The sequence below is a fragment of the Streptomyces toxytricini genome, assembly GCF_014649915.1.
Classification (GTDB): Bacteria; Actinomycetota; Actinomycetes; order Streptomycetales; family Streptomycetaceae; genus Streptomyces; species Streptomyces toxytricini.
In genome coordinates this window covers 35,586-50,148 of sequence record NZ_BMTY01000007.1, presented here as the reverse complement: position 1 = coordinate 50,148, position 14,563 = coordinate 35,586, and the positions used below count along the sequence as shown (strand labels likewise).

Here is a 14,563-nt window from a genome sequence, read left to right as displayed (position 1 = left end):
CCCCATAGGATTGGTGGGAAAACACTCACTCACCACCCCCAGAGGATCGCTGCATGCCTGGCATTTCGCGCGAGGAGGTCGCCCACCTCGCTCGGCTGGCGCGTATGGAACTGTCCGGTGAAGAGCTCGATCACTTCGCCGGACAGCTCGACGACATCATCGGCGCGGTCGCCCGCGTGTCCGAGGTCGCCGACCAAGACGTCCCGCCGACCTCCCACCCGCTGCCGCTGACGAACGTCATGCGCGCGGACGAGGTCCGACCGTCGCTCACCCCCGCGCAGGCGCTCTCCGGCGCCCCCGCCCAGGAGCAGCAGCGTTTCAAGGTGCCGCAGATCCTGGGGGAGGACTAATCACCATGGCTGACACGCACATCATCAAGCTCACGGCCGCCGAGACCGCCGAGAAGATCGCCTCCGGCGAGCTGACGGCCGTCGAGGTCACCGAGGCCCACCTGGCCCGCATCGAGGCGACCGACGAGAAGGTCCACGCCTTCCTCCACGTCGACCGCGAGGGCGCCCTCGCGCAGGCCCGCGCCGTCGACGCCAAGCGCGAGCGCGGCGAGGAGCTCGGCCCGCTGGCCGGCGTCCCGCTCGCCCTCAAGGACATCTTCACCACCGCCGGGGTCCCGACCACCGTCGGCTCGAAGATCCTCGAAGGATGGATCCCGCCGTACGACGCCACCCTGACGCGCAAGCTGAAGGAAGCCGGCGTCGTCATCCTCGGCAAGACCAACATGGACGAGTTCGCCATGGGCTCCTCCACCGAGAACAGCGCCTACGGCCCCACCGGCAACCCGTGGGACCTCACCCGCATCCCCGGCGGCTCCGGCGGCGGCTCCGCGGCCGCGCTGGCCGCCTACCAGGCGCCCCTCGCCATCGGCACGGACACCGGCGGCTCCATCCGCCAGCCCGCCGCCGTCACCGGCACCGTCGGCGTGAAGCCCACGTACGGCGCGGTCTCCCGCTACGGCATGGTCGCCTTCTCCTCCTCCCTCGACCAGGGCGGCCCGTGCGCCCGCACGGTCCTGGACGCGGCCCTGCTGCACGAGGTGATCGCCGGGCACGACCCGCTGGACTCCACCTCCATCGACGCGCCGGTCCCGCCGGTCGTCGAGGCCGCCCGCAACGGCTCCGTCGCCGGCATGCGCGTCGGCGTCGTCAAGCAGTTCCGCGGCGAGGGCTACCAGGCCGGCGTCGTGCAGCGCTTCGAGGAGTCCGTCGAGCTGCTGCGCGAGCTGGGCGCCGAGATCGTCGAGCTGGACTGCCCGTCCTTCGACCTCGCGATGGCCGCGTACTACCTGATCGCGCCGTCCGAGTGCTCCTCCAACCTGGCCCGCTTCGACGCCATGCGCTACGGCCTGCGCGTCGGCGACGACGGCACGAAGTCCGCCGAGGAGGTCACCGCGCTGACCCGCGACGCCGGCTTCGGCGACGAGGTCAAGCGCCGCGTCATCCTCGGCACGTACGCGCTGAGCTCCGGCTACTACGACGCGTACTACGGCTCGGCCCAGAAGGTCCGCACGCTGATCACCCGGGACTTCGAGAAGTCCTTCGAGCAGGTCGACGTGATCGTCTCCCCGACGACCCCGACCACCGCCTTCGCGATCGGCGAGCGCACCGACGACCCGCTGGCGATGTACCTCGCCGACCTGTGCACCATCCCGACCAACCTGGCCGGCAACGCCGCCATGTCGCTGCCCTGCGGCCTGGCGCCGGAGGACGGCCTGCCGGTCGGACTGCAGATCATCGCCCCGGCGATGAAGGACGACCGCCTGTACAAGGTCGGTGCCGCCGTCGAGGCCGCCTTCGTCGAGCGCTGGGGCCACCCGCTGCTTGAGGAGGCTCCGTCGCTGTGACCGGTAGTAGCGCTCTTTCCAAGGCCAAGGGCTTCAAGAAGTCCAGGTCCGGTACGTACCTGTCGATCGGCACCACCGCCTTCGGTGCCATCGGCGTGATCAAGCAGGCCCGCAAGGCCCGCTCCGAGCAGGACATGCTCAAGCTGGTCGACGCCGTCGTGTCGGCCGCCGCCATCGTCACCGGCCTCGCCATCCTGTACCGCGAGCTCAAGCGCCTCGGCGACGACGACGTCCTGATGGGCTGAGAGGGAAGTTTCACTGTGACCGTCACCGAACTGCTGTCGTACGAGGACGCCCTCGCGTCGTACGACCCCGTCATGGGCCTGGAGGTCCATGTCGAGCTCGGCACGAAGACCAAGATGTTCTGCGGCTGCTCGACCGAGCTGGGCGCCGAGCCCAACTCGCAGACCTGCCCCACCTGTCTCGGCCTGCCCGGCTCGCTGCCCGTCGTCAACGCGATCGGCGTCGAGTCCGCCATCAAGATCGGCCTCGCGCTGAACTGCGAGATCGCCGAATGGTGCCGCTTCGCCCGGAAGAACTACTTCTATCCGGACATGCCGAAGAACTTCCAGACCTCCCAGTACGACGAGCCGATCGCCTTCAACGGCTACCTCGACGTGCAGTTGGAGGACGGCGAGGTCTTCCGCGTGGAGATCGAGCGCGCCCACATGGAGGAGGACACCGGCAAGTCGCTGCACGTCGGCGGTGCCACCGGCCGCATCCACGGCGCCTCCCACTCCCTGCTGGACTACAACCGCGCCGGCATCCCGCTGATCGAGATCGTCACCAAGCCGATCGTCGGCGCCGGCTCCCGCGCCCCCGAGGTCGCCAAGGCCTACGTCGCCGAGCTGCGCGAGGTCATCAAGGCGCTCGGCGTGTCCGAGGCCCGCATGGACAAGGGCCAGATGCGCTGCGACGTGAACCTGTCGCTCCGCCCGAACGGCACCGAGGAGTTCGGCACCCGCTCGGAGACGAAGAACGTCAACTCGCTGCGCTCCGTCGAGCGCGCGGCGCGCTTCGAGATCCAGCGCCACGCGGCCGTCCTGAGCAGCGGCGGCACGATCGTCCAGGAGACCCGCCACTTCCACGAGGACGACGGCTCCACCACCTCCGGCCGCATCAAGGACAACGCCGAGGACTACCGGTACTTCCCGGAGCCCGACCTCGTCCCGGTCGCCCCGTCCCGCGAGTGGGTCGAGGAGCTCCGCGCCGGCCTGCCGGAGATGCCGCGCGTGCGGCGCAACCGGCTCCGCGAGGAGTGGGGCGTCAGCGAGCACGACATGCAGTCGATCCTCAACGCGGGCGCGGTGGACTCCATCGTCGCCACGATCGAGGAGGGCGCCGACTCCGCCGCCGCCCGCAAGTGGTGGATGGGCGAGCTCGCCCGCAACGCCAACGAGCAGGGCGTCTCCGTCGACGAGCTGCCGATCACCCCGGCGCAGGTGGCTCGGGTCGCGGCGCTGGTCGCGGCCGGCGACCTGAACGACAAGCTGGCCCGCCAGGTCATCGAGGGCGTCCTCGCCGGCGAGGGAACCCCCGACGAGGTCGTCGAGAAGCGCGGCCTGAAGGTCGTCTCGGACGAGGGCGCGCTCGGCGCGGCCGTCGACGAGGCGATCGCGGGCAACCCGGCCATCGCCGACAAGATCCGCGGTGGCAAGGTCGCCGCAGTCGGCGCGCTGGTCGGCGCGGTCATGAAGACCACCCGCGGCCAGGCCGACGCGGCCCGCGTCAAGGAGCTCATCCTGGAGAAGCTCGGCGTCTCCGCCTAGTCGCAGCCAGTCGGAGCCAGTCGGAGCCGGCGGCTCCGGCCCGCTGCACGCGGAACGGCCCGCACCCCCTCGGGGTGCGGGCCGTTCCGCGTGGCGGCCCGTCAGCGCGCCGGGAGGCCGGGGGCCTCGTAGAACGCCAGGCGGGCGCGCTTCGCCGGGATGTGGATCTCCGGCAGCACGATCTCGGGCAGCTCGACCTCCGGGCCGACGGCGAACCCGGAGCGCTCCAGGCGGGCGATGGCCTTCGCGTTGCGGGCGTCGGGGTCGGCGACGAGGCGGCGCGTGGTCCCGTCGGAGAAGACGAACGCCGTGAACGCCTCGATCAGCCGCCCGCTGAAGCCGGGCTCGGCGGCGCCCGCGGCCGGGGCCAGGAGCAGGTGCACGCCGGTGTCGCCGGGCCGGGCCTCGTAGCACTCGGAGACCCGGTCCGCCGTGCACTCGTACGTCTGGAACAGGGCGACGGGCACCCCGTCGCGGCGCGCCAGGAACGCGTGGTGCGTGGTGCGGCGGTCCAGGTCCTCGTAGACCTCGCGGACGAGGTCGGGGCTCGCGTCCGTCATGCCCCAGAAGCGGGCGCGGTCCTCGCTGACCCAGCGGTGGATCAGCGGGGCGTCGGCGGCCGGGTCGACGGGGGTGAGGGTGACCGTCCCGAAGCCGTCGACGGCCTCCGTGTGGACGGGCCCGCGGGTGGCGGTGGCGGTCATGCGTCTTCCTTGGTGAGGCGGGCCCAGTCGGTGGTGACGGGGACGAGTTCGCAGCGCGCCCACAGCGTCAGCTGGTCGCGGTGGTGGGGCGCTCCGGCGACGCCGTCGGCGCCCAGGGGGACGGCCCACAGGCTGTCCTCGCGGCGGCCGAGGTCCCACACGTAGCGGGCGGCCGACGCACGGCCGCACAGGTCGGTGAAACCGGGCACGGTGGAGGTGGCGTTGACGCAGTCGTGGTCCCCGCCGAGGCCCGGCCACGCGGCGTCCGGGTCCGGGAGCGCCGACCACGGTGCGAGGCGGTGCACCTCGGACCAGGGGGTCTCGGGCGCGCCGGCCGCGGCGGTCTCCTCCAGGGCGGCGCGGACGTGCGCGGCCCGGTCCAGGCCGGGGAGGAGCGGCGAGCGCAGCAGGCCCTCCAGGGCGTAGCCGATGCGCGGCAGCAGGTACAGCCAGGGGTGGAACACCTCGGGGCCGGACGGCGGCCCCGCCAGGCCCTCCAGGGCCGGGTCGGCGGCGAAGCGGCGTACGACGGCGGCGCGCAGGGCGGCGAACAGGGTGGCGTCCGTGCTGCCGGCGTCCATGCGCCGGTCCCAGGCCAGCAGCCGGGTTCGCAGCGACTGCGCCGCGGGGGAGAGGTCCTCCGGTTCGGGCAGCAGGGCGAGCAGCGGCTCCGCGGAGGCCAGGTGCGTGTCGGCGTGGATGGCGGCCATGGCCTTCGGGGACCAGTCGGCCGCGCCGGAGAGCAGCTCGCGGATGCGGTCGGCGCGGTGCGGGGGAGCGAACTCCACGCCGAGGGGCGAGGCGATGCCGCGGGCGTTGGCCATGACGGCGAAGTCCTGCACCGGCTCGGAGGGGGTCTGCGCCCAGCCCTGCCAGGCGTGGCGGGCGTCCCAGGCGGGTACGGGGCGCAGCCGGTTCGCGGGGTCGCGCAGCGGGACGGCGCCGGCGACGCGGTGCAGCAGGCCGCCCTCGGAGTCGGCGGCGTGGACGACGTTGACCGGCTCGGCCCAGCCGTCGAGGGCGCGGTCGATGTCGGCCACCGTGCGGGCGCGCAGCAGGGCGGGCAGCACGGCGAAGCCGAGGTCGCGGCGGACGCGGGGCGGGTAGCGCAGCGAGAGCGTCTGGTCCCCGCCCTCCTCGCGGGTGATGACGGGGCCGCGGGCGGTCTCCAGGACCTCCACCTCGACGGGGTCGGCGCCCGCGACGGCGATGGTCTCGGTGTGCCGGTGGACGGGCTCCCAGGCACCGTCGGGCCCCAGCGCCTCGAAGCCGGAGCCGTCGGCGGTGGTGCGGAGGCGCTCCACGTAGAGGTCCTGGTAGTCGGACATGGCGTTGGTGATGGCCCAGGCGGCGGTCCCGGTGTGGCCGAAGTGGGCGAGGCCGGGGATACCGGGGACGGCGATGCCGACGACGTCGTACTCCGGGCAGGCCAGCCGTATCTGCTGGTAGACGCCCGGCTCCTCGATGATCCGGTGCGGGTCGCCGGCGATGATCGCCGAGCCGGTGGCGGTCCGGTCGCCGGGGACCATCCAGCCGTTGCTGCCGGCCGCTCCGGGGCCGTCGGTGGCGAACAGGGTGGCGGCCTCGTCGCCGAGGGCGCGGGCGGCGCGCTCGCGCCACAGCTTGGTGGCGAACCCGGCGAACAGGATGTGCGTCGCGATCCAGATGCCGAGGGGCACCCACGGCTCCCACGGGGCGGGGGTGTGGCCGGCGCGGTTGAAGCGCTCGTCGCGGGCGGCGCCCCGGGCCAGGCCGTCGTTGACGCCGTCGACGTACGCCCCGACCCAGGCGGCGGTCTCCGGGTCGAGCGCCTCGTGGCAGCGGCGGGCGGTGTCGTCGAGGCGGCTCTGGCGGGCGAAGCGGTCCCAGGCGAGGGACTCCGGGCCGAGGAACGCCGCGCTGGCGCCCTGCGAGCGGTGGCGTTCGACCTCCAGCTGCCAGGCCCGGTCCAGGGCGGTGGCCCGGCCCTGGGCGTAGGCCAGGCGGAGCGGGTCGGGGGCGCGCAGGTGCGGGATGCCCCAGTCGTCCCGGTACAGCTCGAAGTCGTCCGCGTCGCTCACAGGCTCACACTCTTCCCCAAGGCGTTAGGTTAGGCTCGCCTAAGTGTAGGGGGGGCGGGTGTGGAGGCGGACGCCCGGGTCGGCCGGTCAGGCCCCGGTGGCGCCGTCGACGGCCTCCCGCAGGAAGTCGGCGTGGCCGTTGTGCCGGGCGTACTCGTGGACCATGTGCAGCATGAGCAGCCGCAGCGAGGCCTCCTGCCCCCAACTGCGCACGAACACCGTGACATCGAGCGACTCGGCAGCCTCCTCCACGCGCCGCGCGTGCGCGACCTCCGCGTGCCACGCGGCGAACGCCTCCTCGCGGCCGCAGCCCTCCGGGTCGTAGGCGGCCTGGAAGTCACCGCTGTCCGACCACAGGTGGGGCACGTCGGCACCGCCCAGCGTGCGGCGGAACCAGTGGCGCTCCACCTCGGCCATGTGGCGGACCAGGCCCATCAGCGACAGGGTCGACGGCGGCATCGAACGGCGCCGCAGCTGCTCGTCGGTGAGGCCCTCGCACTTCAGGGCCAGGGTGGCGCGGTGGTAGTCGAGGTAGGCGCGCAGGGTCTCGCGCTCACCGCCGGTCAGGGGCGGGTCGATGCGTTCCACGGGCGGGTGGCCCTTTCTCATGACGGGTCGGGGTCGGGTGCGGGGCCGGTGGCGGCGGTGGCGGGTTCCCACACGTACGGCACCGTCGTGCCGAGGACGTCGAAGCCCAGCCGCTCCAGGATCGGCCGGCTCTGGGCGGAGGCGTCCACGTGCAGGTACGGGATCCCGCGCGCCGCGGCGATCCGCGCGCGGTGGGCCACCAGCAGGCGGTAGACGCCCCGGCCGCGCCATGCGGGCACCGTGCCCCCGCCCCACAGGCCGGCGAACGGGCTGCCCGGCTGCATTTCCATCCGGGCCGCGCTCACCGGGTCGCCGCCGGCCACGGCCACCACGGCGGCGATCGTCTCCGGCGCCCCGCGCAGCCGTTCCACCACCAGCTCGCGGATGCCGGGACGGTGCCGGCCGAAGGCCTCCGTGTGGACGCGCTCCATCAGATCCGCGCCGGCCTCGTCGGCCACCGCGTGCAGCGTGATGCCGGCGGGCGGCTCCACCGGCAGCGCGGCGAGCTCCTCCGTCCGCCCCACCAGCACCGTCTCGGCCGGCTCGGGGGTGAAGCCCGCTGCGCGCAGCCGTGCTTCCAGACCGGCCGGGCGGTCGTGACCGTACAGCTTCCACTCGAAGCCGCAGCCGCGGCCCGCGTAGTACGCCACCTGCGCGGCGATCGCCGCGTCCGCCGTGTCGTCGTCGAGGTCCGACCAGAGCACCCCGTTCCAGCCGCTGCCCGGCGAGGTCTGCCGGACCACCCGCCCCGCCCGCTCGACCCGGGCCCCGGGCATGTCGGGGGGCGCGCCCTCGCGCACATGGCGGTCGTACGCCGCCAGGAGGCGCGCCCGGCCCTCGTGATCGCTTCGCATGGCGGCAGCCGACCACCGGAGCACCGGTCCGCGCAACTGCATTAGCCTCACCCCCGTGAACGACCTCTGCATCCACACCGGCAAGGCCGCCCCCGACGCCGCCGCCGACCGCGGCTGGCTCCTCGGGCACTTCAAGGACCCCGGCGATCCGCGCCACAGCGCGGACGTGGAGATCAAGTGGGGCGTCCACCCCAAGGGGGACGCGCGGGCGCAGTGGACGACGGGGGAGGAGCGCACCGCCCTGCTGGTCCTGATCAGCGGCCGCTTCCGGATGGAGTTCCCCCACCGGGACGTCGTCCTCGCCGAACAGGGCGACTACGTGGTGTGGGGCCGCGGTGTCGACCACTCCTGGTACGCGGAGGAGGAGTCGGTGGTCCTCACGGTCCGCTGGCCGTCAGTCCCCGGCTACCGCATCGACGAGCCGGCGCCGCCGCCGGAGCGGCAGGGCTGACCCGTCTGCCGAGGCGTGCGCATCTGTGACGATGCACACGAAACGGACCAACGATCACCGATGGCTGCGATCGTATGCGTGCGCACCATCCCGGCCGCCCCAGGAGCGACCCTCCCGGGAGCCCGGCCCGGCCTTCACGCGTTCCAGTGTTCTTCGCATCGGGCTGCCTCCCGGTGAAGATCCGACCCACCAGGGAGCACGTCCGTTGGCAGCAATAGCTCGGTGGTGCATGCGGCACCGGCTGGCCACCGTCCTGATCTGGCTGCTCGCCCTCGGCGGGACCGCCGCGGCCGCCGTGGCCGCAGGAACGGCCTTCTCCACCGACTACGAGGTCCCCGGCACCGAGTCCAGCCGGGCCCACGCCCTCCTCCGCGAGGGCTTCCCCGGCCAGGGCGGCGACACCGACACCGTCGTGTGGCGGACCCCCGCGCACCTGACGGCCCGCTCACCCGGCGTCGAGCAGCGCATGACCCGGGCCCTCGACACCATCGCGGAGCTGCCCGGCGTCGGCTCCGTCGCCGGACCGTACGGGCCCGGGCCCGAGAGCGCCGCGCAGATCAGCGCCGACGGGCGTACCGCCTACGCCGTGGTGACCTTCGACCGGCAGGCGGACGCCGTCCCCATGGCGCAGGCCGAGGCGGTCGTCGCCGCCGCCAAGAACGCCGCCACCGAGGCGGACGGCGTCCAGGTCGAGCTCGGCGGCCGGGCGATCGGCCTGACCGAGGCGCCCAAGGCCCACCTCGCCGAGGCCATCGGCGTGGCCGTCGCCGCCCTCGTCCTCTTCCTCGCCTTCGGCTCGCTCGCGGCCAGCCTCCTCCCCATAGCGACGGCCCTGGTCTCCGTCGGCACCGCCTACTTCGGCATCGCGCTGCTCGGTCACGCCATGGCCGTCGCGGACTTCGCCCCCATGCTCGGCACCCTCGTCGGACTGGGCGTCGGCATCGACTACGCGCTGTTCATCGTCACCCGGCACCGCAAGGCCCTGCGGCGCGGAGCGGGCGTCGCCGAGGCAGCCGAGCAGGCCGTCGCCACCACGGGCAGGGCCGTCGTCTTCGCCGGCGCCACCGTCTGCATCGCCCTGCTGGGCATGCTCGTGCTGCGGCTGAGCTTCCTGAACGGCGTCGCGATAGCCGCCTCGCTGACCGTCGTCCTCACCGTCGCCGCCTCGGTCACCCTGCTGCCCGCCCTCCTGTCGTACATCGGGATGAGCGCCCTCTCGCGGCGCGAGCGCCGCCGCCTCGCCGCCGACGGCCCGCAGCCGGAGCTGCCCACCGGGTTCGCCGCCCGCTGGTCCGCCTTCGTCGAGCGGCACCCCAAGAAGCTGGGCCTCCTGGCCGCCGCCGCCATGGCGGTGCTCGCCCTGCCGACGTTCTCCCTCCACCTGGGCACCTCGGACCAGGGCAACAACCCGGGCACCAGCACCACCCGGCAGGCCTACGACCTTCTCGCCGACGGCTTCGGCCCCGGCGTCAACGGCCCCCTCACGGTCGTCGCCCGCCTCGACGGCGCCGGCGACCGGATCGCCGCCGAACGCCTCGCCGAGGCACTGCGCGGCGCCGAGGGCGTCGCCTCGGCCGGCCCCGCCGTCCTCAACCGCAGCGGCGACACCGCCGTCGTCACCGTCGTGCCCGAGTCGGCACCGCAGTCCCGGGCCACCAGCGAGCTCGTCGCCCACCTGCGCGAGGACGTCGTCCCCGCCGCCCGCGAGGGCACCGGCATGGAGGTCCGCGTCGGCGGCGTGACCGCCGGCTACGACGACTTCGCGGACGTCATCGTCGGCAAGCTCCCCCTCTTCGTCGGCGTCGTCATCGTCCTCGGCTGCGTCCTGCTCCTGCTCGCCTTCCGGTCGATCGGCATCCCCCTCAAGGCCGCGGCCATGAACGTCGCCGCGGTCGCCTCCTCCTTCGGCGTCGTCGTCGCGATCTTCCAGTGGGGCTGGGGCAGCGAGGCGATGGGGCTGGGCAGCGCCGGCCCGATCGAGCCCTTCCTCCCCGTGATCATGGTGTCGGTCCTCTTCGGGCTCTCCATGGACTACCAGGTCTTCCTCGTCAGCCGGATGTACGAGGAGTGGCTGGAGACCGGCGACAACCGCCGCGCCGTCCGCGTCGGCCTCGCCGAGACCAGCCGGGTGATCAACTCGGCCGCCGTCATCATGATCTCCGTGTTCCTGGCCTTCGTGCTCAGCGGCGACCGGATCATCGCCATGTTCGGCATCGCCCTCGCCGCCGCCGTCGCCCTCGACGCCTTCGTCCTGCGCACCCTCCTCGTCCCCGCGCTCATGCACCTGCTCGGCGGTGCGAACTGGTGGCTGCCGGCCTGGCTGGAGCGCCGCCTGCCGCGCATCAGCATCGAACCGCCGGAGACCGCCCCCGCCGCGGCCCTCCCCGCCCAGCGCACGACCGCCCCGGCCGAGGACGGCGCCGAACCCACCGCCCCCTCCCGCTGACCCCGGCTCCCCGGCCCGTACGCCGCCGCGGCGGCTCCAGGGCGGCCCTTTCGGCTCCTGCTCTGCCGGCTCCCCCCCCGGGGGGTGCCCCCGGATCCGCGTCGTCCGGCGCCGCGCCTCGCCGCGTCGTCGGGTCGTCCGCGCACCCCGTCACGCGGACGACCCTCCGCCTCGCGATACGCCGGCACCGGACGAAGCGGGCTCGACCGGCAATCCGAAAGAGGCGACCCGAACCCCGGCGCCGGGGCGGGCCGGCGGCGGTCTAGGGGAGGGGCGCGCGGGATCTAAGGCGGTCCCGCCCCCGCACATGCGGCATCCGCCCGATGTGCCCGCACCCCCCGGAACGCGACACTCGGACCACACCGACCGAGGTGACCGCAGACCGCAACCAGGGAGCACCGCATGTTCGAGTACGAGATGGCCGCCCTCCGCCGCGCCGACCTGATCCGCGAGGCCGACGACTACCGCCGGGCCCGCGAGGCCGAGGCCGCGCGCCGCGCCTCCTCTCGCCGCCGGGAACCCGAAAGCGGGGTGAGGGGACAGCGGGGCCGCTTCGCACGCGCCGCATGACGCCCGGCGCAGCGGGACGGGGTGCCGCCGGCCCGGAAGCCTGTGCGATGCTCGGCGGCGTGGAGACAAGATCCAGCAGCCCGGTGTTCGTCGGCCGGGCCGACGAACTCGCCGTGCTCACCGGAGCATTGGCGCGGGCCGCCGGCGGCGAACCCCAGGCCCTGCTGATCGGCGGCGAGGCAGGCGTCGGCAAGACCCGCCTCACCGAGGAGTTCCTCGACGAGGCCGCCCGCGGGGGCGCCGTCGTCGCCGTCGGCGGCTGCGTCGAGATCGGGGCGGAGGGACTTCCCTTCGCCCCCTTCTCCACGGCCCTGCGCAGCCTCCACCGCGCCCTCCCCGGCGAGCTGGCCGCCGCGGCCGCCGGCCAGGAGGGCGAACTCGCGCGCATCCTCCCCGAGCTCGGCGAGACGCCCCGCGGCCCGCACGACGAGGAGAGCACCGCCCGCCTCTTCGAGCTGACCGCCCGGATGCTGGAGCGCCTCGCCGCCGAACGCACCCTCGTCCTGGTCCTGGAAGACCTGCACTGGGCCGACACCTCCACCCGCCACCTCCTCGCCTACCTCTTCCGCACCCTCGCCGGCGGCCGGCTCGTCCTCATCGCGACCTACCGCGCCGACGACGTCCACCGCCGCCACCCCCTGCGCCCCCTCCTCGCCGAACTCGACCGGATGCGCACCGTCCAGCGCATCGAGCTGCCCCGCTTCAACCGGGCCGAAGTACGCCGCCAGCTCGCCGGGATCCTCGCCGCCCAGCCCGACGAAGCCTTCGTCGACTCCGTCTTCGACCGCTCCGACGGCAACGCCTTCTTCGTCGAGGAACTCGTCGCCTCCCGGGCGAACGGCTGCCGTACCGGGCTCACCGAGTCCCTGCGCGACCTCCTCCTCGTCCGGGTCGAGGTCCTCCCCGAGGCCGCCCAGCGCGTCCTGCGGATCGTCGCCGAGGGCGGCTCCACCGTCGAGTACCCGCTGCTGCGCGCCGTCGCCGGGCTCACCGAGGACGAGCTCATCGAGGCCCTCCGCGCCGCGGTTGGAGCGAACATCCTCGCCGCGACCTCCGACGGGGACGGCTACCGCTTCCGCCACTCCCTCGTCCGCGAGGCCGTCAGCGACGACCTCCTGCCCGGCGAGCGCGCCCGCGTCAACCGCCGCTACGCCGAGGCCATGGAGGCCGACGACACCCTCGCCCGCGCCGACGAACGCGTCATCCGCCTCGCCAGCCACTGGTACTACGCGAACGACCCCGCCAAGGCGCTGCCCGCGGTGCTCGCGGCGTCCGTCGCCGCCCGCCGCCGGCACGCCTACTCCGAACAGCTCCGGCTGCTGGAGCGGGCCGTCGACCTGTGGGACGCCGCACCCCCGGAGGTCCGCGAGTCACTGCGCCCCGCCGACTACACCGAGATCTACCCGCCCTGCGGATGCGACCCCGCCTCGGCTCCCCTCCAGCGGCTCGACCTGCTGGCCGAGGCGACCGTCGCCGCACGCTACGGCGGCGACCGCGAACGCGGCCTGAAGATCTCCAAGACGGCCCTGCGCCTGCTGGAGGAGGACGAGGACCCCCTGCGCGCGGCATGGTTCTGGACCGAGCGCTCCCGCCTCGTCGCCGGCGTCGGCCGCGGCGACGGCTGGGACGAGATCGCCAAGGCCCGCAAGCTCGTCCAGGGCCTGCCGCCCTCCCAGGTGCACGCCGAGGTCCTCGTCCGGGCCGCCGGCTGGGGCATGCTCCACGACCCGGGCCCCGGCAACATCACCGCCGCCGAACGCGCCGTCGAGTACGCGCGGATGGTCGGCGCCGAGGACATCGAACTCAGCGCCCGCATCACCGTCGGCTGCCTGCTCACCGACTCCGGCGACCCGGAACGCGGCCTCGCCGAGATGCACGCGGTCCGGGAACGGGCCACCGAACTGGGCCTGGTCCCGATCGCGGGTCGCGCCCACATCAACCTCACCTCCCAACTCGAATCACTGGGACGCTCCCGCGAGGCCGTGGAACTGGCCGAACGGGGCGTCGAACTGGTGCGGGCCGCCCGCATGATGGACACCGAGGCCTGGGTCCGCGGCAACATGGCCGAGAGCCTCTACAGCCTCGGCCGCTGGGAAGAGGCCGCCGAGGCCGCCCACCGGGCCCTGCTGATCGGGCAGAGTGCGGCCCCCCGCGGCTCGGCGGCGGCCCGGCTCGCCCACCTCGCCCTCGCCCGCGGCGAACTCACCGAGGCCGCCGCGCGGCTCGCCGACGCCCGCGCCCACTTCGGCACCCACGACAACCAGCCCCAGCACCGGATCCCGCTGAGCCGCCTCGCGGTCGGCGTCGCCGCGGGCGAGGGCCGCCTCGCCGACGTCCGCACCGAGGCCGCAGCCGCGATCACCCGCGGCTTCCCCCTCGGACAGCACCGCTACGCCTGGCCGCTGCTGCTCGCCGCCGCCTCCGCCGAGGCGGATGCCCGCGGACTGCCCGCCGCCGACGCCGGCCGCGCCGACGCCCTCGCCCTGCTGCGCGGCGCCGCCCGCAACCTGATCGCCCCGGTCCCCGTGTGGGCCGCTTACGCCGCGTTCTTCCGGGCCGAGGCAGCGCGCGCCGAGGCCCGCGACACCGCCGCGGACTGGACCGAAGTGGAGTCGGCCCTGCGGCCGCTGGACCGCCCCCACCTGCTGGCCCGCGCCCGCCACCGGCTCGCCGAAGCCCTCCTCTCCGCCGGCGCCGACCGGGAGGCCGCCGCCCTGCTGCTGCGCCAGGCCCACGCCACCGCCGAGCGGCTCGGCTCCCGCCGCCTGCGCGAGGACCTGGCGCTGCTCGCGCAGCGCGCACGCCTGTCGCCCGCACCGCCCCCCGCCCCGGCCGCCCCGCCGGCCGTGGACACCGACCCGGCCGACGCCTTCGGCCTGACCAGCCGCGAACGCGACGTCCTGCTCCTGGTGGCGGCGGGGAACACCAACCGGCGGATCGCCGAGGAGCTCTTCATCTCCCCGAAGACGGCCAGCGTCCACGTCTCCAACATCCTGGCCAAGCTGGGCGTGTCCGGCCGCGGCGAGGCAGCGGCCCTCGCCCACCGGCTGCGGCTGCTGCCGGGCCTCACTCCGCCGGAGGGGCCTGCTCCCCGCGGCGTATGAGGACCTTCCCGGATTCCAGGTCTATCGGCCCGCGCCCCGGATCACCGTCCGCGACGTCCGTCCGGGACAGCTCCAGCCGCTTGCGCTCCTCGTCCGTGTGCCTGCGCCCCGGGTTGAACAGTTCCTCGATCAGGTTGAACACCGCGCCACCGCACCTTCCGC

13 protein-coding genes are annotated in these 14,563 nt (G+C 74.3%); 8 read left to right on the top strand and 5 right to left on the bottom strand.

The genetic code is table 11. The annotated features are described in order from the left end of the window. The first annotated feature begins 53 nt into the window (after window positions 1–53). From gatC to gatB, 4 genes are all read left to right on the top strand, one after another. Complete coding sequence (gene gatC / locus IE170_RS10580) at window positions 54–350, top strand: Asp-tRNA(Asn)/Glu-tRNA(Gln) amidotransferase subunit GatC (RefSeq protein ID WP_114054294.1); 297 nt, start codon at window positions 54–56, stop codon at window positions 348–350. 5 nt (window positions 351–355) lie between these two features. Continuing rightward, on the top strand, window positions 356–1,855 hold the full coding sequence (gatA, locus tag IE170_RS10575; protein WP_223857022.1) for an Asp-tRNA(Asn)/Glu-tRNA(Gln) amidotransferase subunit GatA: 1,500 nt from the start codon (window positions 356–358) through the stop codon (window positions 1,853–1,855). Beyond that, window positions 1,852–2,100 (top strand): hypothetical protein, encoded by a 249-nt coding sequence (locus tag IE170_RS10570; RefSeq protein ID WP_189809071.1) that lies wholly within the window; start codon window positions 1,852–1,854, stop codon window positions 2,098–2,100. Before gatA ends, IE170_RS10570 begins: the two co-directional genes overlap by 4 nt. Before the next feature lie 72 nt (window positions 2,101–2,172). Next, a complete protein-coding gene (gene gatB / locus IE170_RS10565; RefSeq protein WP_229884685.1) occupies window positions 2,173–3,624 on the top strand; it encodes an Asp-tRNA(Asn)/Glu-tRNA(Gln) amidotransferase subunit GatB in 1,452 nt (483 codons plus the stop codon). Between the two features lie 101 nt (window positions 3,625–3,725). Here the strand turns inward: gatB and IE170_RS10560 are convergent, their stop codons facing one another. The 4 genes from IE170_RS10560 to IE170_RS10545 all read right to left on the bottom strand — a co-directional run bounded on the left by IE170_RS10560 (window position 3,726) and on the right by IE170_RS10545 (window position 7,830). Beyond that, window positions 3,726–4,328 carry a GNAT family N-acetyltransferase gene (locus IE170_RS10560; protein WP_189809069.1) on the bottom strand — a complete coding sequence of 201 codons (603 nt, stop codon included), beginning with the start codon at window positions 4,326–4,328 and terminating at the stop codon, window positions 3,726–3,728. Then, the gene (locus IE170_RS10555; RefSeq protein WP_189809068.1) at window positions 4,325–6,388 is read right to left on the bottom strand and encodes a penicillin acylase family protein; all 2,064 of its coding nucleotides are present in this window, start codon (window positions 6,386–6,388) and stop codon (window positions 4,325–4,327) included. Before IE170_RS10555 ends, IE170_RS10560 begins: the two co-directional genes overlap by 4 nt. An 87-nt stretch (window positions 6,389–6,475) precedes the next feature. Then, entirely contained in the window at window positions 6,476–6,997 is a 522-nt protein-coding gene (locus IE170_RS10550) for a DinB family protein (RefSeq protein WP_189809067.1), read from the bottom strand. After that, complete coding sequence (locus IE170_RS10545; RefSeq protein ID WP_189809066.1) at window positions 6,994–7,830, bottom strand: GNAT family N-acetyltransferase; 837 nt, start codon at window positions 7,828–7,830, stop codon at window positions 6,994–6,996. The genes IE170_RS10550 and IE170_RS10545 overlap by 4 nt, the downstream gene beginning before the upstream one ends. Before the next feature lie 55 nt (window positions 7,831–7,885). Here IE170_RS10545 and IE170_RS10540 point away from each other — a divergent pair, with 55 nt between their 5' ends. The 4 genes from IE170_RS10540 (at window position 7,886) to IE170_RS10525 (ending at window position 14,401) form a co-directional block, all read left to right on the top strand. Beyond that, window positions 7,886–8,281: a cupin domain-containing protein gene (locus IE170_RS10540; protein ID WP_189809065.1), complete on the top strand. Its 396-nt coding sequence runs from the start codon at window positions 7,886–7,888 to the stop codon at window positions 8,279–8,281. 205 nt (window positions 8,282–8,486) lie between these two features. Beyond that, window positions 8,487–10,727, top strand: a complete 2,241-nt coding sequence (locus tag IE170_RS10535; RefSeq protein ID WP_189809064.1) for an MMPL family transporter — start codon at window positions 8,487–8,489, stop codon at window positions 10,725–10,727. 402 nt (window positions 10,728–11,129) lie between these two features. Beyond that, entirely contained in the window at window positions 11,130–11,297 is a 168-nt protein-coding gene (locus IE170_RS10530; protein WP_189809063.1) for a hypothetical protein, read from the top strand. 47 nt (window positions 11,298–11,344) lie between these two features. Next, the gene (locus tag IE170_RS10525; RefSeq protein ID WP_189809062.1) at window positions 11,345–14,401 is read left to right on the top strand and encodes a helix-turn-helix transcriptional regulator; all 3,057 of its coding nucleotides are present in this window, start codon (window positions 11,345–11,347) and stop codon (window positions 14,399–14,401) included. Here the strand turns inward: IE170_RS10525 and IE170_RS10520 are convergent. Continuing rightward, the gene (locus IE170_RS10520; protein ID WP_189809061.1) at window positions 14,364–14,543 is read right to left on the bottom strand and encodes a DUF6191 domain-containing protein; all 180 of its coding nucleotides are present in this window, start codon (window positions 14,541–14,543) and stop codon (window positions 14,364–14,366) included. The genes IE170_RS10525 and IE170_RS10520 overlap by 38 nt on opposite strands. Between the last annotated feature and the right edge of the window lie 20 nt (window positions 14,544–14,563).

Bases quoted from the DNA above. Each gene is read 5' to 3' on its own strand.
- gatC (WP_114054294.1), top strand. From the start codon at position 54: ATGCCTGGCATTTCGCGCGAGGAGGTCGCCCACCTCGCTCGGCTGGCG.
- gatA (WP_223857022.1), top strand. From the start codon at position 356: ATGGCTGACACGCACATCATCAAGCTCACGGCCGCCGAGACCGCCGAG.
- gatB (WP_229884685.1), top strand. From the start codon at position 2,173: ATGGGCCTGGAGGTCCATGTCGAGCTCGGCACGAAGACCAAGATGTTC.
- IE170_RS10560 (WP_189809069.1), bottom strand. From the start codon at position 4,328: ATGACCGCCACCGCCACCCGCGGGCCCGTCCACACGGAGGCCGTCGAC.
- IE170_RS10550 (WP_189809067.1), bottom strand. From the start codon at position 6,997: ATGAGAAAGGGCCACCCGCCCGTGGAACGCATCGACCCGCCCCTGACC.
- IE170_RS10545 (WP_189809066.1), bottom strand. From the start codon at position 7,830: ATGCGAAGCGATCACGAGGGCCGGGCGCGCCTCCTGGCGGCGTACGAC.
- IE170_RS10530 (WP_189809063.1), top strand. From the start codon at position 11,130: ATGTTCGAGTACGAGATGGCCGCCCTCCGCCGCGCCGACCTGATCCGC.
- IE170_RS10525 (WP_189809062.1), top strand. From the start codon at position 11,345: ATGCTCGGCGGCGTGGAGACAAGATCCAGCAGCCCGGTGTTCGTCGGC.